General features: G+C 69.9%; 24 protein-coding genes. 10 read left to right on the plus strand and 14 right to left on the minus strand.

The genetic code is table 11. From position 1 onward, the window contains the following. The first annotated feature begins 19 nt into the window (after positions 1–19). Positions 20–757, plus strand: a complete 738-nt coding sequence (locus NRP21_RS24940; RefSeq protein ID WP_257718952.1) for a hypothetical protein — start codon at positions 20–22, stop codon at positions 755–757. Between the two features lie 14 nt (positions 758–771). Here the strand turns inward: NRP21_RS24940 and NRP21_RS24945 are convergent, their stop codons facing one another. The 3 genes from NRP21_RS24945 to NRP21_RS24955 are packed head-to-tail and all read right to left on the minus strand — an operon-like array spanning position 772 to position 3,301. Next, positions 772–1,578, minus strand: a complete 807-nt coding sequence (locus NRP21_RS24945) for an HpcH/HpaI aldolase family protein (protein WP_257718953.1) — start codon at positions 1,576–1,578, stop codon at positions 772–774. Next, the gene (locus tag NRP21_RS24950; protein ID WP_257718954.1) at positions 1,575–2,483 is read right to left on the minus strand and encodes a hypothetical protein; all 909 of its coding nucleotides are present in this window, start codon (positions 2,481–2,483) and stop codon (positions 1,575–1,577) included. The genes NRP21_RS24945 and NRP21_RS24950 overlap by 4 nt, the downstream gene beginning before the upstream one ends. Then, positions 2,480–3,301 carry an MBL fold metallo-hydrolase gene (locus tag NRP21_RS24955; protein ID WP_257718955.1) on the minus strand — a complete coding sequence of 274 codons (822 nt, stop codon included), beginning with the start codon at positions 3,299–3,301 and terminating at the stop codon, positions 2,480–2,482. Before NRP21_RS24955 ends, NRP21_RS24950 begins: the two co-directional genes overlap by 4 nt. A gap of 685 nt (positions 3,302–3,986) precedes the next feature. On the opposite strand from NRP21_RS24955, the gene NRP21_RS24960 reads away from it, so the two are divergent. Then, the gene (locus tag NRP21_RS24960) at positions 3,987–5,111 is read left to right on the plus strand and encodes a YihY/virulence factor BrkB family protein (RefSeq protein WP_257718956.1); all 1,125 of its coding nucleotides are present in this window, start codon (positions 3,987–3,989) and stop codon (positions 5,109–5,111) included. Between the two features lie 157 nt (positions 5,112–5,268). Beyond that, on the plus strand, positions 5,269–6,465 hold the full coding sequence (locus NRP21_RS24965; RefSeq protein ID WP_257718957.1) for an MFS transporter: 1,197 nt from the start codon (positions 5,269–5,271) through the stop codon (positions 6,463–6,465). Positions 6,466–6,658: 193 nt separating this feature from the next. Here the strand turns inward: NRP21_RS24965 and NRP21_RS24970 are convergent, their stop codons facing one another. Both NRP21_RS24970 and NRP21_RS24975 read right to left on the minus strand, forming a co-directional pair. After that, the gene (locus NRP21_RS24970; RefSeq protein WP_257718958.1) at positions 6,659–7,012 is read right to left on the minus strand and encodes a hypothetical protein; all 354 of its coding nucleotides are present in this window, start codon (positions 7,010–7,012) and stop codon (positions 6,659–6,661) included. 53 nt (positions 7,013–7,065) lie between these two features. After that, complete coding sequence (locus NRP21_RS24975; RefSeq protein ID WP_257718959.1) at positions 7,066–7,347, minus strand: DUF1127 domain-containing protein; 282 nt, start codon at positions 7,345–7,347, stop codon at positions 7,066–7,068. A gap of 177 nt (positions 7,348–7,524) precedes the next feature. Between NRP21_RS24975 and NRP21_RS24980 the strand changes: the two genes are divergently transcribed. Continuing rightward, positions 7,525–9,195, plus strand: coding sequence for an alpha/beta hydrolase (locus tag NRP21_RS24980; RefSeq protein WP_257718960.1), 1,671 nt, complete (start codon positions 7,525–7,527; stop codon positions 9,193–9,195). 171 nt (positions 9,196–9,366) lie between these two features. Here the strand turns inward: NRP21_RS24980 and NRP21_RS24985 are convergent, their stop codons facing one another. After that, entirely contained in the window at positions 9,367–10,260 is an 894-nt protein-coding gene (locus NRP21_RS24985; protein ID WP_257718961.1) for a LysR family transcriptional regulator, read from the minus strand. A 104-nt stretch (positions 10,261–10,364) separates the two neighbouring features. Here NRP21_RS24985 and NRP21_RS24990 point away from each other — a divergent pair, with 104 nt between their 5' ends. The 3 genes from NRP21_RS24990 (at position 10,365) to NRP21_RS25000 (ending at position 12,340) form a co-directional block, all read left to right on the plus strand. Further along, positions 10,365–11,234 (plus strand): SDR family oxidoreductase, encoded by an 870-nt coding sequence (locus tag NRP21_RS24990; RefSeq protein ID WP_257718962.1) that lies wholly within the window; start codon positions 10,365–10,367, stop codon positions 11,232–11,234. Between the two features lie 31 nt (positions 11,235–11,265). Beyond that, positions 11,266–11,739, plus strand: coding sequence for an SRPBCC family protein (locus NRP21_RS24995; protein ID WP_257718963.1), 474 nt, complete (start codon positions 11,266–11,268; stop codon positions 11,737–11,739). A 358-nt stretch (positions 11,740–12,097) separates the two neighbouring features. Beyond that, positions 12,098–12,340, plus strand: a complete 243-nt coding sequence (locus tag NRP21_RS25000) for a hypothetical protein (protein WP_257718964.1) — start codon at positions 12,098–12,100, stop codon at positions 12,338–12,340. Positions 12,341–12,572: 232 nt separating this feature from the next. On the opposite strand, the gene NRP21_RS25005 is transcribed toward NRP21_RS25000, so the two are convergent. Next, the gene (locus NRP21_RS25005; protein ID WP_257718965.1) at positions 12,573–13,577 is read right to left on the minus strand and encodes a hypothetical protein; all 1,005 of its coding nucleotides are present in this window, start codon (positions 13,575–13,577) and stop codon (positions 12,573–12,575) included. A 230-nt stretch (positions 13,578–13,807) separates the two neighbouring features. Here NRP21_RS25005 and NRP21_RS25010 point away from each other — a divergent pair, with 230 nt between their 5' ends. Together NRP21_RS25010 and NRP21_RS25015 are read left to right on the plus strand one after the other, a co-directional pair. Then, positions 13,808–14,440, plus strand: coding sequence for a hypothetical protein (locus NRP21_RS25010; RefSeq protein ID WP_257718966.1), 633 nt, complete (start codon positions 13,808–13,810; stop codon positions 14,438–14,440). Between the two features lie 672 nt (positions 14,441–15,112). Next, a complete protein-coding gene (locus NRP21_RS25015) occupies positions 15,113–15,697 on the plus strand; it encodes a glutathione binding-like protein (protein WP_257718967.1) in 585 nt (194 codons plus the stop codon). 989 nt (positions 15,698–16,686) lie between these two features. Here the strand turns inward: NRP21_RS25015 and NRP21_RS25020 are convergent. From NRP21_RS25020 to NRP21_RS25050, 7 genes are all read right to left on the minus strand, one after another. Then, positions 16,687–17,121: a hypothetical protein gene (locus NRP21_RS25020; protein WP_257718968.1), complete on the minus strand. Its 435-nt coding sequence runs from the start codon at positions 17,119–17,121 to the stop codon at positions 16,687–16,689. Between the two features lie 331 nt (positions 17,122–17,452). Continuing rightward, a complete protein-coding gene (locus NRP21_RS25025) occupies positions 17,453–18,217 on the minus strand; it encodes an ABC transporter ATP-binding protein (protein WP_257718969.1) in 765 nt (254 codons plus the stop codon). After that, complete coding sequence (locus NRP21_RS25030; protein ID WP_257718970.1) at positions 18,214–19,287, minus strand: dihydrodipicolinate synthase family protein; 1,074 nt, start codon at positions 19,285–19,287, stop codon at positions 18,214–18,216. Before NRP21_RS25030 ends, NRP21_RS25025 begins: the two co-directional genes overlap by 4 nt. A 10-nt stretch (positions 19,288–19,297) precedes the next feature. Then, on the minus strand, positions 19,298–20,128 hold the full coding sequence (locus NRP21_RS25035) for a GNAT family N-acetyltransferase (RefSeq protein ID WP_257718971.1): 831 nt from the start codon (positions 20,126–20,128) through the stop codon (positions 19,298–19,300). After that, entirely contained in the window at positions 20,115–21,188 is a 1,074-nt protein-coding gene (locus tag NRP21_RS25040; protein ID WP_257718972.1) for an NAD-dependent epimerase/dehydratase family protein, read from the minus strand. The genes NRP21_RS25035 and NRP21_RS25040 overlap by 14 nt, the downstream gene beginning before the upstream one ends. Before the next feature lie 3 nt (positions 21,189–21,191). Continuing rightward, positions 21,192–22,025 (minus strand): ABC transporter permease, encoded by an 834-nt coding sequence (locus NRP21_RS25045; RefSeq protein ID WP_257718973.1) that lies wholly within the window; start codon positions 22,023–22,025, stop codon positions 21,192–21,194. A 77-nt stretch (positions 22,026–22,102) separates the two neighbouring features. Continuing rightward, entirely contained in the window at positions 22,103–22,765 is a 663-nt protein-coding gene (locus tag NRP21_RS25050) for a TetR/AcrR family transcriptional regulator (RefSeq protein WP_257718974.1), read from the minus strand. Between the two features lie 110 nt (positions 22,766–22,875). Between NRP21_RS25050 and NRP21_RS25055 the strand changes: the two genes are divergently transcribed. Beyond that, positions 22,876–23,898, plus strand: coding sequence for an ABC transporter substrate-binding protein (locus NRP21_RS25055; protein ID WP_257718975.1), 1,023 nt, complete (start codon positions 22,876–22,878; stop codon positions 23,896–23,898). Positions 23,899–23,913 lie beyond the last annotated feature (15 nt).

Here is a 23,913-nt window from a genome sequence, read left to right on the forward strand (position 1 = left end):
CGCGGAGGGCCGGATCCGAATGAGCAAGAACGAGGCCGCAGAGAGTGATGCTGGCGGCGTGCGCGCGGTGCTGGAGACGCTGCAGGCGGGGCGCGGCTACGTGCTGCCGCATCGCGGCCTGATGGCCGTCGCGCTGCCGGAGCTGCACGGCGCCTATGAGGTGATGTACCGCGCGCTGACGGTGGATGAGCGCCACATGGCGCCGCTCGCGCGGGAATGCGTCTGGCTGGCGATCCTCGTGGCCTGCGACGAGCCGGTGGGCACGCACCACGTCGCCGCCTTCCGCCGCTGCGGCGGCACGGACCACGAGGCGGCGGCGCTGTTCCGGCAGACCGCCTGGGCCATGGGCGCGGAGGTGCACGACTTCATGCGCGGCGAGTGGGCGCCGCACTTCCCCGCCTTCGATCCGGCGGCGGCGTATCTGGAGGCGGCGTCCGCGCTCAATGCCGCGGGCGACCTGCCGGACGAGACGGCACGTCTGGCGCGGCTGGCCGTGCACGCGGCGCGCGGGCGGCTCTGGGCGCTGGAGGTGGAGCTGGAAGCCGCCTACGGCGCGGGGCTGGACGAGCGGCGGATGGCGGAGGCGATCAGCCTCATCATCTGGCCGCGCGGCGTGAACCCCTTCGTGCGCGCGGCCGAGACCTGGCTCCGCCTGCTGCGGAGCGGGCGCGTCTCTCCCTCGCCCGCCTTCGCGGCCTGGGCGGCGGTGGAGGGTCAGGGCGCGCTCGTGCTGGAAAGGCCGGCCCGCGGGAACTGAGGCCGGCGGCTGCATCAGGCGCCCGCCGATGTGCCGGCGGAGAGCACGTCCTCGAAGAAGGCGCGGCGGTCGCGCGCGCCGCGCATCATCAGCGAGATGTCGTTCTCCGTCAGGATCATGCGCATCCCCGCGCGGAGGAAGCCGTGCCAGGGCCCCTCATCCCTCGGGCCGCCCATGCCGGCGAAAAGGCCGTTGCGGGCGGCGGCAGCGCAGGTGCGCTGCACCGCGTCCAGCAGCTCCGGCGCGTCGTAGCGGCCGGGCAGGCCGAGATCCCAGAGCAGGTCGGAGCCACCGATGAACAGCCCGTCCACGCCCGGCACCGCCGCGATGGCCTCCACGTTCTCGATCGCCGTCCGGCTCTCGATCATCACCGTGACGACCACCTCCTCGTTGAAGATGGAGCAGGCCTCGGCGAGGCCCTTGTCGTAGCCGAAATGGGCGAGGGTGCCGGGGACGGAGAGGTTGCCGCGCGGGGCGAAGCGCGCGGCGCGCGCGACGGCGGCGGCCTGTTCCGGCGTGTCCACATGCGGCACGACGAGGCCGAGCGCGCCGTTGGTCAGCAGCCCCGCGATTTCGCGCGGGTCGTGGCTGGAGGGGCGCGCCAGGGGCAGGATCCCCGCGCGGATGGCCGAGAAGGCGATGTCGTGCGCGAGGTGAGGGGAGGCCGGGCTGTGCTCGAAGTCGATCATCGCCCAGTGAAAGCCGCAGGCGGCGAGGATGGGACCTGCCTCCGCGCTGCGGGAGAGGCGGAGGTTGCTGCCGAGGGCGAGATCGCCCGCCCGCATGCGGGCGCGGAAGGCCGTGCCGGGATAGAGGCTCACGCCGCCTTCTCCGCCGGCAAGGCGTCGCGCAGCGCATCGGGGAAGCGCCAGGGCTGGCGCGGCCGCGCGGCGAGGATGCGCAGCGCGCCCCGCACCGCGTCGAAGGCCTCGCGCACCGCGCCCTCGCCCTCGATCACCAGGCCGAAGCCGGGGCAGAGGCGGGCGATGGGGCGGGCGGCCTGGATGGCGTCCAGGTCCTGCAGGATCGGGGCGGGATCGATGCCGATCAGCCAGTCCATCTTCGCGGAGAGAAAGAGGGCGGCGTCCTCCGCCCGCATCGGCGCCTCGCCCGCTGCGCGGAGACGGGACAGGCCCGGGCTCCAGCTGGGCGCGGACCGCACGAGGAAGGCGAAGGCGTCCGAGGTGAAGAGCGTGGCCGTCTCCGTCTCGTAGAACCAGTTGGTCGCGAGGAGGCGCAGCTCCACGCGGAGCACCTCCAGGCGCAGGCGGCCGATGGAGGTGACGGCGCCGGGGGCGATGCGCGTGGCCTGCAGGCCGGGCGTGGCCTCGATCCGGGCGGCGGCGTCGCGCTCCTCCACGCCCTCGAAGAAGTCGAGCGGGTTGAGGACGCCGGCGTAGAGCACCTCCCGCACGCCGAAGTCGCGCAGGATCGCGGGCAGGTTGATCATGCAGTCCTGCTCGCGCCGCGTGGTGATCAGGCGGCGCTCCGACGTGCCCTCCAGCGTGCGGCGGATGCCGTCCGCGATGAGAGGCCAGTGCACGGCGAGGCCGGTGTCCACCATGAGCCAGCTCCCGCCGTCCCGCAGGATGTAGCCCTGCACGGGGATCAGGCCGCGGCCCGCGGGCGGCAGCCAGCTGACGGGGCGTGCGGCCACGTCCAGCCAGCCGCCGACGGCGGCGAGCGTGCCGGGGATGACCTCGGCGAAGCCTTCCGTCTCGCTCATGCCCGCACCTTTCCGGGCGCGGGGGCCGGCCCGGGCATCGGACCCATGGCGATGCCCTGCTTGAACAGTGGCAGCGCCTCGTCCGGCGTGTCCACCACGCAGCCATGCGCGCCGGCGAGGAAACGTGGGCGCAGGCGCGCGAGCAACTCGTCGATCTCCGGGAAGCTCGGGCGGCTATCCGTGAACTTCGGCCAGTGCAGGGCCTTGTCGTTGAAATCCTGCATGATGGCGAGGTCCGGCGGCGCGATCTCGCTGCTCAGGTGATCGCACTGGCCGGGAACGTGCGCGTGGAAATAGGCGCAGGCATCGGAGAGGAAGAGGATGCGGTCCTTCGTGTCGAAGGCCCAGAGCGTGTCGGGCAGGTCGCGCCAGACGGGCGGCAGGAAGAGCAGTTCCCGGTCGCCGAGGTCCAGCCGATCCCCTGGGGCCGCCTGCCGGAAGCGGTGGGCGAGGTGGGGCAGGTAGAGCGGGTAGTCCCGCATGTCGCCGATCGCGACGGCATCGGGGAACTCCCGCATCCACCGCTCCAGCAGGCCGGAATGCGGCAGCTCGCTGTGGGTGGGAAAGATGTAGTCGAGGGGACGGCCGTCCAGGAAGGCGTCCACGTCGCGCCGCACCTCGGCCCAGTGGATAGGGTGGCCGGTGTCGATCAGCACCGTCGCCTCGCTGCCCTTCAGCAGGTAGAGCGCGTAGTGCGCGTGCATGTCCGGCACGCTGCTGGGCAGGCACCGGCCGGTCCAGAGGAGGTCGGGCGTGATGGCGCGGGGCAGCGTGCCGGTGCGGCTGAAATCCGGCGCGCTGGGATCGGGGCGGGTCATGTCGCTCGCATCTCCTGGTGGGGCACCTGTGGAGGGTGATTTGGCCGCAGCGCCGGCACGGATGGTGCTCTCGTTCGACGGCTACGAGGATCTTGCTTCTTTCGGCAGGACCGGGGGTGGGGCCGCGATCCGTCCGGTGGCCCGGCACCTCCGTGCGCCAAGCCGGATGGACGGGCCGGAGGCGTCGGAGACGAGGAGCGAGGACAAGGCTGTATCCCAGGCCATGGTCTAGTCGGGGCCGGGGCTCGGACCTTCAGGGGAGGAGGAGTGGCTGATCCGGAGGAGTGCCTGCCCGTCCCTCCCCGACAGGACGATGCGAAGGTTCGATACGCTGCCGAGAAACCTGTCCGGTGCCGCCGCGACCATGCCCTGTCCTCTTCTTGGCCGGAACGATAGGCACGCCAGGACGGCCGGCGCAATCCTCCTGTTCTCTAAACTAGACAGGGTGCTGTCGTTATCCTGGTACAGGGCGCCCCTGGCCGCCCTGGGCCATGGCAAGGCCGGCCGGTCGGCTCGCGACCCGGGGTGCTGGCGTGAGGGCAGCAGGCACTGGGCTGTTTCCTACCCCGCCGCGGTGCGGCCTGGCGCCGCCCTCCATTGGTCTGTTGCGTTCAGCTTCCGATCGGGGGCCGCCGCGCGCATCGCGGCTGGTGAGCCCCATGGCCCCAGAAGGTAGGACGAGCCCGTGCCGACGAAGAACAACTGGCCCAGCCCGCTTGGTGCCGCCCTCCTTGCGCTGGTCGGTCTCCTTCTTATCGGCGCCCAGCCGATCCAGAGGGAGATTGCACTGGAGAGATCACCAGCCGACGGCCAGCCGCCCGGGAAGGGTGGCGACGCGAGAGGAGCCGCGGGCCCCCGCCGCAAGGGCGGCGACCGTGGCCGGAACGCCAACTCCCCGTCGGAGATCCCGCCACAGGGCTGGTGGGACATCCTGAAGCGAACCGCCCAGCAGGCCTCGGAGGACCGCCTGATGACCGAGGCGGCGGGCATCACCTTCTACACCCTGCTCGCCCTTTTCCCGGCATTGACCGCTCTCGTCTCGCTCTACGGGCTGGTCGCGGATGCCGGGGACGTCAGCAAGCACCTGTCGGACCTGTCGGGGGTCGTCCCCGCGGGCGGGATGCAGATCATCGAGGAGCAGGTGAAGCGCGTCGCGGAGCAGGGCAACGGCAAACTCGGCTTCGGCGTGGTGTTCGGGCTCGCCGTCGCGCTCTGGAGCGCGAACGGCGCCACCAAGGCCGTTTTCGACACGCTGAACGTGATCTACGAGGAGAAGGAGGAGCGGAGCTTCCTCAAGCGCACCGCCATCACCCTGGCCTTCACCCTGGGCGGCATCCTCTTCGCGCTGCTGGCCATCGGCACGATGGTAGCCCTGCCCGTGGTCCTGAACTTCGTGGGGCTTGGCGAGACGACGGACTTCCTGCTGCGCTGGGCGCGCTGGCCCCTGATGCTGGTCGTCATCGCCGCCCTGCTCGCCTGCCTGTTCCGCTACGGACCCAGCCGGAACAGCGCCAAGTGGCGCTGGGTCAGCTGGGGCGGGGCCTTCGCTTCGGTCTCCTGGCTCATCGGCTCGGCGGGCTTCTCGTTCTACGTCGCCAATTTCGGCAGCTACAACGAGACCTACGGCTCCCTTGGTGCCGCGATCGGCTTCATGACCTGGATCTGGATCTCGGCGGCCATCGTGCTGGCCGGTGCCGAACTGGACGCGGAGATGGAGCGTCAGACCGAGCGGGACACGACGCAGGGGCCGGAGAAGCCCAAGGGTGCTCGTGGCGCGACCGTCGCCGACGCGAAGGCCGGAGCGGATTGACGGAGATCGGTCCGCTTCTCCTCGCCGCGCGGCGGGAGAGGGGAGCGCCGGCGCCGAGAAGGTGAGTGGGCTGGACCCGTGGGATTGTTGCGCGCCTAATGGCGCGAGCGGGAGCACGATAAGCACGCAACGCCCGCGGGAAACGAGGGTGGGAGCGATGCGGAACCCCAATGTCTGGGCCGTGGTGGTCGCGGCGGCCATCGCAGCCTCCATGGCCATGGGCATACGCCAGACCTTCGGCCTCTTCCTCCTGCCCCTGGGATCGGAGACGGGCGTTTCCGTCGCCACTCTCGGCTTCGCGGTCGCCCTCCATAACCTGACCTGGGGGATCGCCCAGCCGATCACCGGGGCGCTCGGAGACCGATACGGCGCGGGGCGTGTCGCCGCCGTGGGCGGGCTGCTCTACGCCGCAGGTCTCGCCCTCATGGCGGCGCACCCCTCCGCCGTCACGGCCCTCCTCGGCTTCGGGATCCTCACGGGGCTGGGCGTGGGATGCGCGGGAACGGGGAGCGTGATGGCGGCTGTGGGGCGCGCGGTGCCACCCGAGGCCCGCGGCAGCATGCTCGGCATTGCCGCGGCCGGCAGCTCGGTCGGGCAGGCCCTTCTGGTGCCCTACGCGCAGCTTGGCATGGGCTGGTTCGGCGCGACCGCGGCACTCGGCGCGATCGCGGTCATGGCGCTGCTGATCGTGCCGGCCGCACGTGCCATGGAGTGGTCGCCCCGCGACACCCTGGCGCCGCGCCGGCCGTTGTCGGAACTGCCCGCCCTGGCACGCGCCGCCATGCAGGAGCGCGACTTTGCCCTGCTGACGCTCGGGTTCTTCGCCTGCGGCTTCCAGCTGGCCTTCCTGACCACCCATCTTCCGGCACACCTAGCCCTGTGCGGCATGCCGCCCTGGCTCGGCGCCACCTCGCTGATGCTGGTGGGCCTGTTCAACATCCCGGGCTCCTGGCTCTGCGGCAAGCTGGGCGGCGTCATCCGGCCGGAGGTCGCGCTGGGCGGGATCTACCTGATCCGCAGCCTCGCCATCACCCTCTTCGCGATCCTGCCCGTGACGGAATGGGGCACGCTGATCTTTGCGGCCGTCCTTGGCTCCATCTGGCTCGGCTCCGTGCCACTGACCGCCGCCGCCATCGCCCGGCGCTTCGGGGTGGCGGATCTGGGCGCGCTCTACGGCGTGTGCTTCTTCAGTCACCAGATCGGGGGTTTCCTGGGGGCGGGGGCGGCGGCGTTGCTCGTGGAGAGGACGGGCAGCTACGCGGCCTTCTGGCCGGTCATGGTCCTCGTCGGGCTGGGCGCGGTCGCGGCCAACTGGGCTACGCGCGGATCCATCCGGGCCACCGCGGCCGCATAGGGGTGCCGAGGCGGGTGGCTCGGGCGGCGCGGTACGACGATGGCACAGGTGACTGGGCGGCTGAGCCATCGGCGGGTGCCGAAAAGCGGGCATCTCCTGTCGCGGCAGGATGAGCTGCGCTTGACCCGGCCGATGCCTGGTCCGGCAAGACGGAGGCGCCTCACGTCGCCTCCGCCTCGGCTGGATCGCGGGGTCAACCGTGCTGGCCACCATCGCCGGTGGCGCCGCTCCCCTCGAGGGTGTTGCCACGGTGCAGGAGGCCTGCCCAACCGAACGGAACGAACCTGTTCTGGGTAAGGGGTGCCGCGGCATGCACGGCCGGGCCGCCGTAGGATGGCGCCCCTTCCATGGCGCCATACTCCCACGCCGGGTGCGGGACGATGAGAGCAAGCATCTGCCGGGAGTCGCGAGGCGCCGCGGCATGCGCGGCCGGACCGTCGAAGGGAGAGGAGCCCTCGGCGAGGGCCAGCTTGATCAGGAGCGGGCTCATCAGCACGACGGCGATGCCCAAGGTCCGGAGGTGGCGTAAGAGGTTGCGATAGGACATTGCACTGATCCTTTTCGGGCAGGGTGGAGATCGTTTCTGGGATGACTTGATGCTCAGATGCCGCGGAGACGGACGAGGATGGGCGCAGCGCCATCCAGGGCCGCCGGCCCCCAGATCGCATCGGTCCCCCGGGATGCGACGGTGCCCGCCACGGAGGGGACAACGGAGCGGCTGAGGCCGATGTCCTTGAGTTGCGCGTCGTCCAGGGCCTCCAGGGCGCGCGCGGTCCGCCGCGCCAGGAACATCTGCCGCGCAATCGTTAGTAGCTCCCGAAGAGCGCGGGCTGGCCTGAAGTCCGTCGGCGCGTGCGCCGCCTCGTTGATCGTCGTGCTCATTGGCGTGTTCTCCTCTCACCGGGTTCACCGGTGGCGGGAGCAAGCTGACGGGCTGCCGTTTGAGTCGCCGGTGGCAGAAGCGTGGAAGTCTGGCGGTCCAGCGTGGTAATTGGTGGGAACTGGGCCAGGACCCGGCCAACTGCCGGGCCGCGAAGCGCAACGGGATGGAGCCTCGGGGTGCTGAGAATCCAGCTGCTGGGCGATCTGGCGATCGCCCGAGACGAAGAACCCTTGCAGCTTCCGCCATCAAGGAAAACGCGGGCGCTGTTGGCCTACCTCGTCCTGAATGTCCGGCCGCACCGGCGTGAGAGACTCTGCGAACTGTTCTGGGACATCCCGGACGACCCCCGTGGCGCCCTGCGCTGGAGCCTCAGCAAGCTTCGCCCGCTCGTGGACGACGCCGGGCGGGCACGCCTTCTGGCCGACCGCCAGGTGGTGTCGCTCGATACGTCGGATGTGCGGATCGACCTGAGAGACGTCCGGGATGCGCTCAATCCCGAGAACGATCCCGTGCCGGTCGAGGATCTGAAGCAGGCTGCCGAGAGCTTCGGAGGCGAGTTCCTCGCCGGGTTGGACCTGCCGGATTGCCAGGGGTTCCAGGCGTGGTGCGTGGCGATGCGCGAGGATGTCCGTGCCCTGCAGAGAGCATGCCTCGCATCCCTGATCCAGCGCCTGTCGGCCGAGCCCGAGCCTGCCCTCCACTACTCTCGTCGGCTGCTGGAACTCGATCGGCACGACCAGGGCAGCTGGATCGTGCTGGTACGCCTGCTGCTCTCCGCGGGCCGCCGATCCGAAGCGGAGGAGCGGTTGGATGCCGGGATTCGCCTGCTGGATGCAGCTGGCCTGCCCGCAGGCATGCTGCGGAACTGCCGGCGAGACCTTCGCACCCCATCCCCGCCGCAAGCACAGGCCGGTCGCGGCAAGGGTGGCGAGCCAGCACCGCACAAGCCTGATCCGGCAGACCGGCGCCAGGAGATCCGCTTCTGTGCTGCCGCTGATGGAACGCGGATCGCCTATGCGGAAGCGGGAAATGGTCCGCCGCTCCTGCGCCCGGCGAACTGGATGACGCACCTCGAATATGACTGGCACAGCCCGGTCTGGCGGCACTGGATCCGGGAACTGTCCCGGGATCACCGTCTCGTCCGCTATGACGAGCGGGGGAACGGATTGTCGGATTGGGAAGTCGGCGATCTGTCCTTCGAGGCTTGCATGAGCGATCTCAGCGCTGTCGTGGCGGCAGCCGGCCTTGAACGCTTTCCGATGCTTGGCATCTCGCAGGGCTGCGCCTTCGCCGTGGCCTATGCAGTTCAGAACCCGGAACGCGTGAGCCACCTCATCCTCTATGGCGGTTACGCGCGCGGGTGGGCCATGCGGGGCACGCCCGCTGAGGCCGAGCGCCGCACCGCGCTCGGAACCCTGATCCGCCACGGATGGGGTGAGGACAATCCCGCCTTCCGCCAGGCGTTCACGACGCTGTTCGTACCCGATGCCTCGCCGGAGCAGATGCAGTGGTTCAACGAACTGCAGCGCATCACAGTGTCGCCGGACAATGCGGAACGGCTGCACCACCTGTTCGGCCAGGTTGACGTTCAGGCACTGCTGCCGAAGGTGCGGGTTCCGACTCTGGTGCTGCATGCCAGGGGTGACGGGGTTGTGCCGTTCGCGGAAGGGCGGCTCATCGCCACGACGATCCCGAAGGCCCGCTTCGTCCCTCTGGACAGCCGCAACCACATCCTCCTTGAGGACGAGCCGGCATGGGAGCACTTCGTCGGCGAGGTCCGGGCCTTCCTTGCCGGAGACGCCGTGTCACCGCTCAGCCGGCAGTTCGGCGAGGACAGGTCTGTGTGACACCCGGTTCGTTGGATGGCCCGCGTCGCTCCGGGCCTTCATCGATTTCGTCCGCGGGTCGGCGGGCGGATCGTCGGCGGGAAGGGCAGGCGGAGATCGCAGCCATGAGTTCCTGACGTCCTGGCGGGAAGGACGGCCAGGGCCTCCCGGCACCGATCTGCTCCTCCTGCCTCATTCCCCGATATAGGCCGCCAACTCGTCGGGCGTTCCCTTTGGGAAGGCGTCCTTAAGATGCTCCAGGAATGCAGAGACGCGCGCGCTGAGCAGCCGGCGCGACGGGTAGAGCGTCCACAGGGCGATGTCGGGGCCTTCCGCATCCGCCCAGTGCACCAGCCTTCCAGCCAGCAGGTCATGGCTCACGAGGGACAGCGGAAGGCGCCCGGCGCCGACGCCGGCGCGCACCGCGTCGCGGACCATCACGAGCGAGGACAGGGCGAGAACGGCATCGATCGCGATGCGTGATGTCCCGTTCCGCGTCGTCACCTCCCATGCCGCGATCCGGTCGCCCGACCCGCGCACGACAGCCGGGACAGGCGAACCGTCCGCTGGACGAACGAGGGCCGGGCTCGCCACCACCACCAGCCGGTCCCGCAGGAAGACCCGTCCGACCAGGCTTTCATCCGGATCCGGGTTGACCCGGATCACGAGGTCATATCCCTCCTCGACCATGTCCACGGCGCGGTCCTCCGTCGTGACCTCGAGCCGGACCTCTGGAAAGCGCAGCGCGAAGCCCGCCGCCAGCTTCCCCATAGCCGTCTGAGAGAAGAGCAGCGGCGCGCTGACCCGCAGCCTTCCCCGCGGCCGGTCCCCGCCGGAGGCGATCGCCGCCGCCGCCTCCTCCAGTTCCGTGAGCAGGACCCCCGCCCGCTCGTGCAACGCCCGCCCCTCCTGCGTCAGCCTCAGAACGCGCGCGCCGCGCTCGAACAGCCGCAGGCCGAGCCGGCCCTCCAACTCCCCGACCCGGCGGGAAAGGGTGGCCTTCGGCCGCCCGGTGGCGCGCGCCGCCCGCCCGAACCCGCCGTGCTGGGCGACCAGGTTGAAGTCGGAGAGGGCGAGCAGGTCCATATGTTCCACCAGTGGGACGGTCTGTCCCGATTTACCGTCTCCTGGGCCAGATGTGGATCGCTCATCTTCGGGCCGTCCACTGGCATCAACCCGGAGCAATCCTCATGACCATCCTCGTCACCGGCGCGACCGGCAGCATCGGCCGCCACGTCGTCGCACAGCTTGCCGCGAGGGGCGCCGACATCCGCGCCCTCGTCCGAAATCCCGCGAAAGCGGACTTCCCTGCCGGTGTCGATGTCGTTCAGGGCGATCTGCTCGACGTCGACTCCCTCCGCCACGCCCTCCAGGGCGCCTCCACCCTGTTCCTGCTGAATGCGGTGGTGCCCGACGAGTTCACCCAGGCGCTGGTCGCGCTCAACCTCGCCCGAGAGGCCGGTGTGGAGCGGATCGTCTATCTCTCGGTGATCCACAGCGACGTCTACGTGAACGTGCCCCATTTCGCGGGCAAGTTCGGCGCCGAGCGGATGATCGAACGGATGGGCTTCGGCGCCACCATCCTGCGCCCCGCCTATTTCATGCACAACGACCTCATGGTCCGGGACGTGGTGCTGAACCACGGTGTCTATCCCATGCCGATCGGTGGCAAGGGCCTTGCCATGGTGGACGCGCGCGACATCGCCGAGGTCGCCGCCATCGAGCTGCTGCGCCGCGACCGCGCCGCAGGGCCGCTCCCGCACGACCGGATCAACCTCGTCGGCCCGGATACCCTGACCGGCGCCGACGTCGCCGCCATCTGGTCGGAGGTGCTGCACCGCCCCGTTGCCTATGGCGGCAACGACACCGCCGGCTTCGAGCGGAACCTCCGCCAGGCGATGCCGGCCTGGATGGCCTACGACATGCGCCTGATGAGCGAGCGCTTCCTCACCGACGGGATGATCCCCGAGCCCGGCGACGCGGCGCGCCTGACCGCGCTGCTGGGCCGCCCCCTCCGCTCCTACCGCGACTTCGCCGCCGAGGCCGCGGCTTCCGCCTGACGCCATCCAACCCGCAAGAGGAACCGCTGCCATGATCTATTCGACCGCCACCGTCCCGGTGAACCCGGAGGGCGAGACTCCCCTGACACGCGCGCAGGCCTGGGCCGGCCTTGTCCTCAAGGCCCGCGACGCCCGTCTCTTCCTCCCGCCGAATCTCTGCACCCGCTGCGAGGTGACGGAGGAGAGCCCGACCCACATCGTGCGCGAGGCCACGATCGCGGGCGCCGATCTGCGCGAGATCATCGCCTTCGAGCCGGAGAGCAAGGTCACCTTTTTCCAGGCCACGGGCCCGCGGGAGGGCGCCATCGTCAACGAGCTTCTCGAGGACGCGTCCGGCGTCCTCCAGCTCCGCTTCTACTGCTATCTCGGCCTGCGGGGCCGCGAGCCGGACGGCCCCGAGGAGAGGGCCGAGCAGGCCCAGTTCGACAGCGACAAGGGCTACAGGGCCGCCCTGCTCTCCACGCTGAAGCGCACCCGCGAGCTGGTGGCCGAAGGCCGGATCTGACCCGGGCAGGGCAGCCGGACGATGGGACCTCCCCCGGGAGCGTCCCGCGTTCCACGGGGAAGCCGGTGAACAACCCGGCACGCAAGGGGACCCCAGGCGCTTGGCCGGAGGCCTCGTCCCCGGGCGACCGGCGGAACCGCGCATGTGCGGCCCAGGGTGCCGTAGCCGATGCGGGATTGGCCGGGTGACAATGGAAGGCGGCTGGTCCTCGCCGGGGCCGTGTGGGCCCGCGCGGCCGTCGCGCGGGCGGCGGGGCGTCCGCATCAACCACAACGACCAAAGGGCGTTTCGAGAGCAGGCCGGCCTGCTGGATCGTGGGTGGCTTGGGCCATGGGGTCCGACAACCGGAGGGAAGTCCATGTCTACCCGTCGCGCGCTGCTCGCCTCACCTCTCGCGCTGCTGGTCGCCGCGGCACCGGCCGCCGCCCAGCCCTGGTATGAGGAGCGGCGCCGCCGAGAGGAGTACGAGCGCTGGCGGGAGCAGGAGTTCCGCCGGCGCGAACGCCAGGCACGGCGGGCACGCCGGGAGTGGCGGCGGGAGGAATGGCAGGAGGAGCGAGAGCGGGAAGCCTGGGCTGCCCGCCAGCGCTGGTACCGCTGAACGGCCATTGCGGACTTGAGAGCCCGGCGCCAGTCACGCCACTGGTTGCCATCGCCCGGGTAGGGCACGGATGGGGCGGGAGTTCACTTCGGAGCGGACCCGGGCGGCCTTGCCGGCCGCCCGGGCCTGTGGGCGTCGTGGGAGGGTGAGGTACGAGGCTGCTACGGCGAGGCCGGCACCGAACCGGTGGAGGAGCGGCAGGATCTCGGCCAACCCCCGCCGCCAGCGCCCGTCAGGTCCGCGCCTGTCCCGCGAGGTTTCCGCTATCGGTGCGCTGCGAAACAGCCCAGGCCGCGATCCTGGCGCCCTCGCCCCTGGGTTTGCCGGCCTGCTCAAGGGCGCCATCGACGGCGCGGATGACCTCAGAGGCCGTCAGCAGCCCTGCGGACACGAACCGAGCCAACCCCCACGCCTCCGACACCGCGGTCGGATGGCGGCTGTCCACGGGGGCGGCCGCGATACGGGTGCAAGCCCGTGCCAGGGCCGCTAGGACGTAGCGGCTGCTAATCGCCGCCGTGATGTTGCACGATGCGGGCGCCGCTGGCCGGAGTGGTGGCTGCAGCTCGGCCTCTGCGGGGCAGGCCACGGTCTCCAGGCCCGGTAGAATTGCCAGGCGCCGAGGCAGAGGGTCGGCCATGTCCATGAAGAGCGGCGCGGCCGTATAGGTGACCTGGGCGGCCCGGAGGGTGGACGGATCCACCCCCGGCACGCCGCGCAGCCAGCGCTGGCACTCAACCCCCGTCAGCGCCCGATCCAGCAGGAACCACAGGCGCAGCCGGAGGCCCGGCTTGATGGCGTGGCCGGCGGTGGCCTGGATCACGCAGGCGGAGCCGTGGAAGGTCTCCGGCATCGTCAGCCGGGCCAGGATGCCGCAGGCCTCCAGGTCGCGCCGGTCCATGCCCTCCGGCGCTGGAAGGCCATCGCAGTCCAGCGCGACCCAGGCGCGCGGCGCATCGGTCAGCGTCGGACTCTCGCCCGTCTCCCGGTCGGGGTGAAGCAGCCTGCGCACACCGACCGTTTGGGAGGAATCCCGGATGGCGCCGCGCACCACGCAGTGCTCGGGACGATGCGCCAATGCGGCCAGATGGTCGCGCAGCGCGTCCATGTCGCCGAAGCTGACCGAGTGCATGTCGTAGGTGCGGGCGAGGTCGTAGCCCTGTACCTCGCCGCCGGCCCGGATCAGCTTGGCGAGACGCCGTCCCCGGCTGCGGAGAATGGTGAGGCTGTTGATGATCATGTGATGGCGGCCTGGACGGGATGATAGCCGCCGCGGGGAGATGTGTTCCAGGCCAGGGCTAACCTACGGGAATACCGCTGCCTGCTGTCTTGTCGTGGCATCGGAACGTTCGCCCTGTGAGAACCCTTTCGGGTTTTGCCGCGGCGTCTCGCTGGATCGTGCACGGGCTTGGCCTGGGCGCCCCTGTCGGTCCGGCCCACAGTCCGCGCCCTCGTAACCGGAGAAACCGCGTGCTCCGCTTCCTGACCTCCACGGCAGCCCTGGCCCTCGTCGCGCTGCCCGCCATTGCTCAACCCGCGAACCTGCAGCCCACCCGCGACGTCACCGTCACCTACCGCGTGAACGGCGCGGCGGCGACGGGTGGGGCACCGGGCGCAGCCGCCGCGCCGCAGGAGATGCGGATGGCCTTCTCCGCCAGCACCGGCAAGCAGCGCATGGATCCGCCCGGCGGCATCGGGTGGATGCTGATTGACCGCCGCGCGAACACGGCGGTGATGGTCATGGATGCCCAGCGGGCCACCATGGCGATGCCGCCGGCCACGGCCGCCGCCATGACGCAGGGGGTGCCGGCCGGTGCTACCTTCACCCGCAAGGGAACCGCGACGGTGGCCGGGACCAGCTGCGTCGAATGGGATGTGGCCGTCGCCCAGGGGCGCGGCACCTCCTGCATCACCGAGGACGGCGTGCTGCTGCGCGCCACGACCACTCCCCCGAATGGGACGCCGACGACGGTGATGGAGGCCACCCAGGTGAGCTACGGCCAGGTGGATCCCGCCCGGCTGAGCATTCCGACGGGCTACACCGCCATGCAGATGCCCGGCGGCGCGCCGGGAGCTCCGGCAGGTGCGCCGCCGGCCCGCTGAGGCACCTCGAAGGGGAAGGCTGGAGGCGAGCGCGCCTCGCGCTGGCCTTCCTCCGGGCCCAGGGCGCCGCGCACGACTTGCTGCGCAATTGAACCGCTGCCCGGCACCTACCCGTGGTTGCGATGCCACGGCGTCCTGCAGCGCCCTCCTGCCGCGGCCACTTTCCGGTAGGTGAGGGATGTGGGTCGCCCGTCATGCCGGGATGGCAGCATCATCCGTCCGTCGAGGGCGAGGCATGGACGGAAGTGGCCTCGTGCTGGCAGTGGGATGCGCGAAATTCCCCCTGGTCGAGCCCTTGCGGCGGGTGGCGCGCTGTGCTGGCCGGCTTGGCGCATGCGAGCGGGGCGGGGCGCGAGGTTCCGGAGCCGATCGACAGCCGGAGGGCCGGTGCCGACGAGGTGAATGCCTGCCGGAAGGCGCCCCGCGAACCTCCGCCGTGCCCTCCTTCGAGGAAGCTCATCGCGGGGCAACGATCATCGGCCGGATTCGAGAAAGGGCATGAAGGCTGGGTCTTTCACCCCCGCCATCCTGGCGCCGGCTGACCAGCAAGGGCGGCCGCTCGGGTGGATCTCGGATGGGGATGGATGTTTGCTGCCGCCGAGGGACCATATCCGGGCGTGCCCGGTGGCGCTTCGGTGAATGTCGCATCCGGGCGAGACGGGGAGAACCACGATGAAGCTCTATTATTCGCCCGGTGCCTGCAGCTTGGCCGATCACATCGCCCTGCATCAGGCAGGGCTCTCCTTCGAGCACGAGAAGGTGGACCTGAAGGCGAAGCGCACGGCGGGCGGCACCGACTTCACGACGATCAATCCCAAGGGCTACGTTCCCACGCTGACCCTCGATTCCGGCGAGACCCTCACCGAGAACGTCGCGATCCTCGACTGGATCGCCCACCAGGACGGAGCGCTGAAGCCCTCGGGCGCGATGGGCCACAGCCGCCTGCTGGAGGCGCTCGCCTTTATCTCGACCGAGATCCACAAGAGCTTCAAGCCCTTCTTCTCCGGCGCCGGGGATGAGGAGAAGCGGAAGGCGGGCGAGATGATCCTGAAGCGAATGGGATATCTCGCCGGTACCATGAAGGGCGACTACCTGTTCGGGAGCGAGGTCAGCGTTGCCGACTGCTACCTGTTCGTCATGCTCCTCTGGGCCCAGAAGAACGGGCTCAACGTGCCCGGGACGCTGGCCGCCTACCGGGACAGGATGATGAAGCTTCCGTCCGTGCGGAAGGCGATGACGCATGAGGGGCTGATCTAGGCTTCGGCCGTCCTCGTCGAGCGCCAGGCATGATCGACGGCGCTCGGCGAGTTCGCTCCCTCTCGGGCAAGGCTCTCGCCTGGCGTGCCTCCGGGATCAGCCCTGATCCGGGCGGATGGGAATTGCGTTCTCCTCAATGCGCCATCCCGGATTGAGGGCAAGGTCATTTGCCGAGGGCCAGTCGCCTGCGGGGCTACTCTCTCTCGCCAATGCCGGGCTGCCAGAATGCTGCCATCGTCGAGGTATTCCCTGTGCCGGTGACCATCACGAGGATGAGTGCTTTGAACCCGGCCGGAGGCGTTCGCTTTGCTGGATTGGCCTCCCTCCTGCTGGCGGGCTGTGTCGCGCCCCCTTACAGCTACTACGGGCCAGCCTTGCCGCCATCCTACTCGCCCCACGGGCCTGCATACGGCCAGCAAGCTTACCCGCTTGCGCCGCCGGTTCCGCTCAATAGCGCGCCGGAGCAGCAGCCCTACAACGGCCCATCGCCCGGCTATCGCGCTTACGACGCGGCACCGGCGTACCGCCCTAGCGAGGAGGGGTTCGGAACCCGCCCGGAGTACAACAGTCCGCCCTACGGCTCGGGCTACGGTGAACCGGCAGCCCGCCGGTCCGATTTGTGGGATCTCGAACCCGGTCGGGATCAGCCTCTGCAATACCGCCCCGAGAATGGCTTGCCTTACGATCAGCCCCGGCGAAATCGCCTGGACGATCCGGAGCCCGGCAGCCCGCCTGGATACCAGCAGGACGATTCGCCCATTGAGCCCGCCCAGCCACGGATGGAAGCTCCTGGCCTCGGCCAGCCTACTTGGCGGTAACGCTGTTCCTGACAGGGGAAGAGGGGAAATTCCCGATCCATCTCGGTAACCGCAAGTGCTGTGCTGGCTCCATGCCAGCCGGGAACTGCGGAGATCTGCGGCAGCGTTATACCGGATCCGGCGCTGGATTGATCTGCCTTCGCCTCGTTGCAGCGAGGTGCATCGGCCGGCCTATCCACCCTCCGGCCTGCGGAACCATGGCGGCGCTGGGCCGAGTGGGATAGGCGAGGCTGAGCTTGGTCCGGATGGGTAGATCACGGCGAGCTTGACGGCCTGAGCCCGCCGCAACTCAGCACAGAGCCGGTCCAACTCGTCCGGATCGGCGCCGATGTGCAAGGCGGCCTTGTAGGCGTCCAGGGCAGCCCTGATCGGGTCGTCGTACTCAGGGGTGTACGAGGCCCACCACGGCTCGACGCAGGTCGGAGGTGGGTGAAGTGCCACCTTCATGCCCCGGCGCTTGGCTTCAGCCAGCAACACGTCCCGGCGTGATGTCAGGACGGTGAGGTTGACCGCGGGCAGATCCCTCCCGTTCGCGGCATGAAGGGCCTCGAACGCGTCTCGAAGCGCCGCTTTCAGAGCATCGTCGGAGAGGGTGCGCGGGCTCATCCCGGCACGCTGCCATGGACCCTCCATAGGGAGGAATCCCATTCGCGTGGGAACCGTCCGACCTACTCCGGGCGCTCCCGGCGCCCGACTGCACCGATGAAGGGAAAGCAGAGAAACAGGGGTGAGGTGCCATGGTCGAGGAGGCGAGCGGGGCCGGGCGGCCGAGAGCGCGCCGCCGGATGTGGCCTGGCATGCCAGGGAGGGTACGGAACACGCATCCTCGGCCACGCGGCGCTGACGCAAGGTGCTTTATCAGCCATCCCCGCGGGCGGCCCGGGGCATGAATGGGCTCCCCGTCACCACATCCTTCTGGCCGCGCTGCCCGGCGGTGTCAGTGCATGCCGAGCTGAGCGTAGATCCGCTTCACATAGACGCCGAACGCCTCCGTCGTCTTGATATCCAGGCCTCGCTCCGCAGGCAGGTCGATGCTGAAGGTATCTGCCATCCTTGCCGGTCCGGCGGTCAGCACGGCACAGCGCGAGCCGAGGAACACGGCCTCCTGGATGGAGTGGGTGACGAAGAGGATGGTCTTCCCGCTCTCGCGCCAAATGCGGAGCATCTCGAGGTTCATCTTCTCGCGCGTCAGCGCGTCCAGCGCGCCGAAGGGCTCGTCCATCAGGATGAGCTTCGGATCGTGCACCAGGGCACGGGCGATGGCGGCGCGCTGCTGCATGCCGCCGGAGAGCTGATAGGGGAACTTCTCCTCGAAGCCGCGCAGCCCCACCATGGCCAGCAGATGGCGCGCGCGCTCCCGCGCTTCCCGCTTCGGCAGGCCCAGGATTTCCGCCGGCAGGGTCACGTTCTCCAGGATGGTGCGCCACTTCAGCAGAAGGGCCTGCTGGAACACCATGCCCACGTCGCGCCCCGGCACGAAGCCGGATTCGGCGTTGCCGATCCGGACCACGCCGTCGCTCGCCTCGTGCAGCCCGGCCAGGATCTTCAGCACCGTGGTCTTGCCGCAGCCCGAAGGACCGACAAGGGAGACGAGATCGCCCTCGTCCACCGTCATGGTCACGTCAGAGACGGCGGTGAAGTCCTGCCCGTCGGTGCGGTAGGTCTTGCGAACCTTCTCCAGTCGGATCAGCGGCTCGGTCATGACAGCCAGCGCTCCCGGTTCGCGGCGACGAACTCGTCGTCGGAGAACTCGGGGTAGAGTCGGAGCACCCGGTCGATCGCCTCCGCCTGGCCCAGGCTCAGCCCCTCCGCGGGGTTGAGGCACCAGGTGCCCTCCAGCAGCCCCTGCCGGCGCAGCACCTCGTGGCAGCCGGCGATGCAGCCATGGAAGTCGTTCGCCACGTCGAAGAAGGCCGCGTTGCAGTCCGTGACGGCGGAATCCAGCGCCAGGATCTCGGGCGGGAGCGGCCCCGCCGCCACCGCTTCCTTCAGCCGCTCCAGCAGCCGTACCGCCCCGCGGGTCCAGACCGACCAGTGGCCGAGCAGCCCGCCCTGGAAGCGCAGCGTCACCGCCTCGCCGTCACGCCTCACGGTGAAGGGGGTGACGAGGTCGAGCACGATGTGGTCGTCATTCCCCGTGTAGAGGGTCACGCGGTCCTCGGCCCGCGCCTCCGCCAGGCCGCGCACCACGTCCAGCGTGCGGTAGCGGTTGAAGGGGGCCACCTTCACAGCGACGACGTTGTCGATCGCGCAGAAGGCGCGCCAGAAATCGACGCCGAGCGGGATGCCGCCCACGGAGGGCTGCAGGTAGAAGCCGACCAGCGGGATCTCCGCCGCGACGGTCCGGCAGTGCTCCAGGATCTCCTCGGGCGAGGCGCCCTTCATCGCGGCCAGGCTGAGCAGGCCGGCATGGTAGCCGAGGGAGACGGCCGTGCGCGCCTCCTGCACGGCCTGGGCGGTGCGGCCGGCCAGCCCCGCCACCATCACCATCGGCCGGTCCGTCCAGCCGCGCGCATCCTCCATCGCCGCCTCCAGCACGGGGGCGTAGAGGCCGACGTCGCGGATCTCGAACTGCGTGGTGTGCACGCCCACCGCGAGCCCGCCCGAACCGGCATCCACGTAGTAGCGCGTCAGGGCGCGCTGGTGCCGCCGGTCGAAGCGCCGCCCCGCATCGAGCGCGAGCGGATGGGCGGGAATGGCGACACCCCGCCGCAGCAGGCTGAGCGTCTCGGGCGGCAGGTCCGTTCGATGCAGGGGGCGGTGCAGGGGCATGGTGGTCCTCTCAGCCCAGCTCGGGCCCCGCCACCGCCATGAGGCGGGACGGATCCCCGAACGGAGTGGCATGGCCCAGCGCCATGCGCGTGTAGGGGCGCTCGGGCGCGAAGCCGCGGGCGCGGAGGGCGCCGGCCAGGATTGTGCAGCGATCGGCGAGGTCGATGATCGCCTCGCCCCGCACGCGGGACAGTGCCGCCTGTAGCAGGGGCAGCGCCGCCGCCTCGTCCGGCGCGACGAGCGGGCCGAGCTGCGTGGCCCGGTCGCCGTCCCGGCCCAGGACGAGGCCATCCCCCGCCACGAAGGCGAGGGACGGGGCGCGCTCCAGCAGCTCGCGGAGCAGGGCAGGGCGGGGGGCGCCGAAAGCCGCGCCGTCCAGCGCGGCCAGGCGGGGCAGGTCCTCCGCCGCCGCGGGGCGCGGGCCGGGGGGTGCTTCGCCGCCGCCGGGTCCGCGCCAGCGCGTCAGGCCGAGCTGCTCCACGAAGCCGAGCGGGCGGTAGATGCGCGCCCCCGCCGGCGTGGCATCCAGCACGGGGTGAAGGCCCGCCTCGGCCAACAGGGCGAGGCCGTGGCGCAGGATGCGGGTTCCCAGGCCCCGCCCGCGCATGGAGGCGGTGACGAGCACCATGCCGATCCAGGCGAAGCCGCCCTCCCGGTAGGGCAGGATCGCCCCGGTCGCGACCGGCCGCTCGCCGCCGATGCCGAAGACGGTGCCCTGCCCGAAGAACAGGCGCCAATCCGCCTCCGCCTGGTTCCAGCCAGCCTCGCGTGACAGGGCGAGGCAGCCTGCCATGGCGGAAGGGCCCAGCGCCGCGACGGGAGGAACCTCAGTAGGTGCCATCCCGCACCTCGAAATGCGTGGGCTTGCCGAAGGCCTTGCCGCCGCGGGCAACCCAGTCAGCCACCCAGTCGATCATTCGCGCCAAGGGCACGACGGGATAGCCGAAGAGCCGCGCCGCCTCCGCCGCGTTGTTCAGCCAGGCGGTCGGCGCCTCCTGGCCGGTGATCGTCACCGGCTTGCCCAGGCGCTCGCCAAAGGCCTTGGCCAGCCAGCGCACCGGGATGGTTTCCGGCCCCGTCACGTTGAGCGGGGCGGCGGGCACGGTGGCCTGGCGAAGGCAGCGGAGGGCCTGGGCATTGGCGTCGCCCTGCCAGATAACGTTGACGTGGCCCATGGTGACGTCCACCGGATCGCCGCGCATCACCTTCGTCGCCACGTCGAACAGCACACCGTAGCGCAGGTCGATGGCGTAGTTCAGCCGGAACAGCCGGCCCGGCGTGCCGTGCTGCGCGGAGAAGTGCTGAATCATCCGCTCCCGCCCGATGCAGGAGAAGGCGTACTCGCCCGGCGGGTCGAGCGGGCTGTCCTCCGTGGAGCCGGGGCCGTTCACGGGCACGAAGGGGTACACGCAACCCGTGGAGAAGGCGACGATGCGGGACGCGCGGAAGGATTCCGCCACCAGCGCCGGGACGTGGGTGTTCATCGCCCAGGTCAGAGACTGGTCGCCGCTGGCGCCGAACTTCCGCCCGGCCATGAGGATCACGTTGCGCGCGCGCGGCAGCGTCTCCAGCGCCGCGCGGTCCAGCAGGTCGCAGGCGATCGTCTCCACGCCGTGGCGCTCCAGCCCCTCCCGCAGCCCGGCCTCGCTGAAGCGGGCCACGCCGAAGACGCGCTTGTCCGGCGCCGCGTTGCGGGCAAGCCGGGCGAGGGTGGGACCCATCTTCCCGCCGACGCCGAGGACCATGATGTCTCCCTCCAGCGCCGCCAGGTCGGCGGCCAGCGCGCGGCTGGGGCGGGAGAGGAACTCGTCGAGCTCGGCCTCGTCCATGAGACGGTCGGGCAGGTCGGCGGCATCGAGCCAGCGCTGGTCGCCGGCATTCTCTCTGGCTTGGGCGGACATGGCCTATCCCTTCCTGGCGTCCCTCGGGACGAAGCGGTGCTCGAGCCCCAGCACGAGGAGGTAGAGGGCGAGGCCGAGCAGGGTGAGGATGATGACGGCCATGAACATGGCCGCCGTATCGAGCGAGCTCTGGACCTGGATCATCAGGTAGGCGAGGCCCCGCTCCGAGGCGACAAACTCACCCACCACAGCACCCGCCACCGCCAGGATGGAGGCGACCTTCATGCCGGAGAAGATGTAGGGCAGCGCGCCGGGAAGCTGGATGTAACGGAACACCTGCCACCGCGACCCCTTCAGCGAGTGCACGAGGTCCAGCAGGTCCGGCTCCACCTCCTGCAGCCCCCGTACCGTGGTGAGAAGGATGGGAAAGAAGCAGAGGCTGAAGGTGATGAGCATGTTGGTGACGATGCCGTAGCTCAGCCACACGATCATGATCGGGCCGAGCGCGACCTTCGGGATCATGTTGAGCGTGACGAGGAGCGGAAAGACCAGCAGCGACAGGGTGCGCGACCAGGTGAAGAGGAGCGCGCCGAGCACGCCGAGCGCGATCGCCAGCGCGTAGCCGCCCGCGATCTCAGCCAGTGTGACGAGCGTGTTGGAGAGCCACGCATGATTCGGGTTGCCGAGGGTCGCCACGACCGCGCTCGGCGCCGGGAGGAGGAAGGCGGGCAGGCCGGCCAGCCGCGACAGTGCTTCCCAGAGCATGATGGCGGCGAGATGCACGGCCAGGATGATACCCCACCGCCGCCGCAGGGCCCTGGCCGCCGCATCCCCTCGCGGATCGCGCAGGACCGCGGCGCCGCCGGCCGGAACATCGGTGCTCACCTCCGCCGTCATGCCCGCCCTTCCTCGTGCGGCCGAAACGCTAGGAGAGGGCGAGAGGGAGTGTCAACCAGATAGTTGACAAGGTCGGATCAGGGGCGGAGGGCAGCGAGGACGAAGCTGATCACATGAGCCCGATGGCGGGAGATCGACGGGCGGGTATCCAACCTCCTGCCGAAGATCGCCGAGAGGGTGCGGTTGTTCGAGAAGAAGAAGTACGAGATCCCCGCGATGGTGATGTAGAGGTCGACCGCGTTCAGGTCGTCCCGGAACAGCGCCTGTTCTGCCCCGCGCGCCAGCGTCTCCTCCACCATCCCGACCAGTGGCGAATGCATCTCCCGCAGCCGCGAGGAGGCGCGCACATGCCGGCCGCCATGCTGGTTCTCATCGTTCAGCAGCGCGACGAATTCCGGATGGGCGCTGAGATAGTCGAAGGAGAAGCCGACCAGCCTTTCCATGGCCTTCTGCGGCGGCAGGTCGTCCAGGTGCAGCGCCTGCTCCTCCTGGCGGATAGCGGCGTAAACCTCCTCCAGCGCGGCCGTGTACAGGTCCTCCTTCGTGCCGAAGTGATGGTAGACGAGCTGCTTGTTCACCTCGGCCCGCGCCGCGATCTCGTCCACCCGGGCCCCGGCCAGGCCTTTCTCCGCGAACTCGCCGATCGCGGCATCAAGCAGGGAACGGCGCGTACTCTCCGGGTCCCGCTTGCCGGGCTCGCGGCGCGGTACTGTCCGGCTGGCGGCGGCTCGGTTCGGCATACTGGCTTCCCTACCAACCGTTTGGTTGGAAATTTGTTGCGGCCCGATCCTAGCGTGATAGGCTCGACATGACAGCCCGCGAGACCGGGTCAGGGAAGGGATAAGCGCGCATGCCCAGCGAACCTTCTGCCGTTCGGCGCCGCGGGCTTTTGCTCGCAGGCCTGGCCGCGCCTCTCGCCCTGCCGGCCATCGCCCGTGCCCAATCGAAGGAGCGGATCACCTTCGTCCTCAACTGGACACCTTACGCGGACCATGCGCCCTTCTACCTGGCGAAGGCGAATGGCTGGTACGATCAGGCCGGCCTGGATGTCATCATCGAGGCCGGGCGCGGCTCCGGCCTGTCCTCCCAGCGCGTGGTGGCGGGCACGGCACAGGTCGGCATCTCAGACATGGCGACCGCGCTGCTCGCCCGTGGGCGGGGCGGAAATCTTGTCGCGGTGATGACGGTGTTCGCCAACTCTCCCCAGACCTTTTACTGGCTGAAGAGCAACGGCATCTCTGGGCCGAAAGATTTCGTCGGCCGGTCCATCGGCAACCCTCCCGGCGATGCTTCCCGCATCATGTGGCCGATCTTCGCCCGAAGGGTCGGCATTGACCCCTCATCTGTTCGCTTCGTGAACGTGGCGCCGCCGGCCAAGATCCCGTCGTTGAAGAACAAGGTGATCGATGTCACCTCGGACTTCTGGAACGAGCACGACCTGAAGGTGCGGGAGTTCGGTGCTGATCTTGGCTTCCAGCGCTGGATGGATCTTGGCATCAATCCGTATGGCAACTCCATCGTCGTGAACGGGGATTTTCTGTCCCGGCAGCCGGAGACGGTGCGAAAGTTCGTTCAGGTTTCACAGCGCGCTTTCTCGGCCTCGGTGGCCGATCCGCAGCCCGCCATTAAAGCGCTGTTTGCCGCGGCATCAGGCCTGGATGACTGGACGCAGCAGCGCGTCTGGGAACGGGTGGTCGAGTTGCAGCGCGACCCCACGACCACGAGCGTGGCGCTCGGTGCCTTCAGTGCGGAGCGGATGAAGGCCGATTACGACCTGATCCAGACCAACTTCGAGGGGGCTCAGCCCTTCGATGTCGAGAAGTCCTACACCAACGCCTTCCTCGATACCTCGATCCGCATGACAGCGGGATGAGGAGGAGAACCAGGG

The sequence above is a fragment of the Roseomonas populi genome (assembly GCF_024594815.1).
GTDB lineage: Bacteria > Pseudomonadota > Alphaproteobacteria > Acetobacterales > Acetobacteraceae > Roseomonas > Roseomonas populi.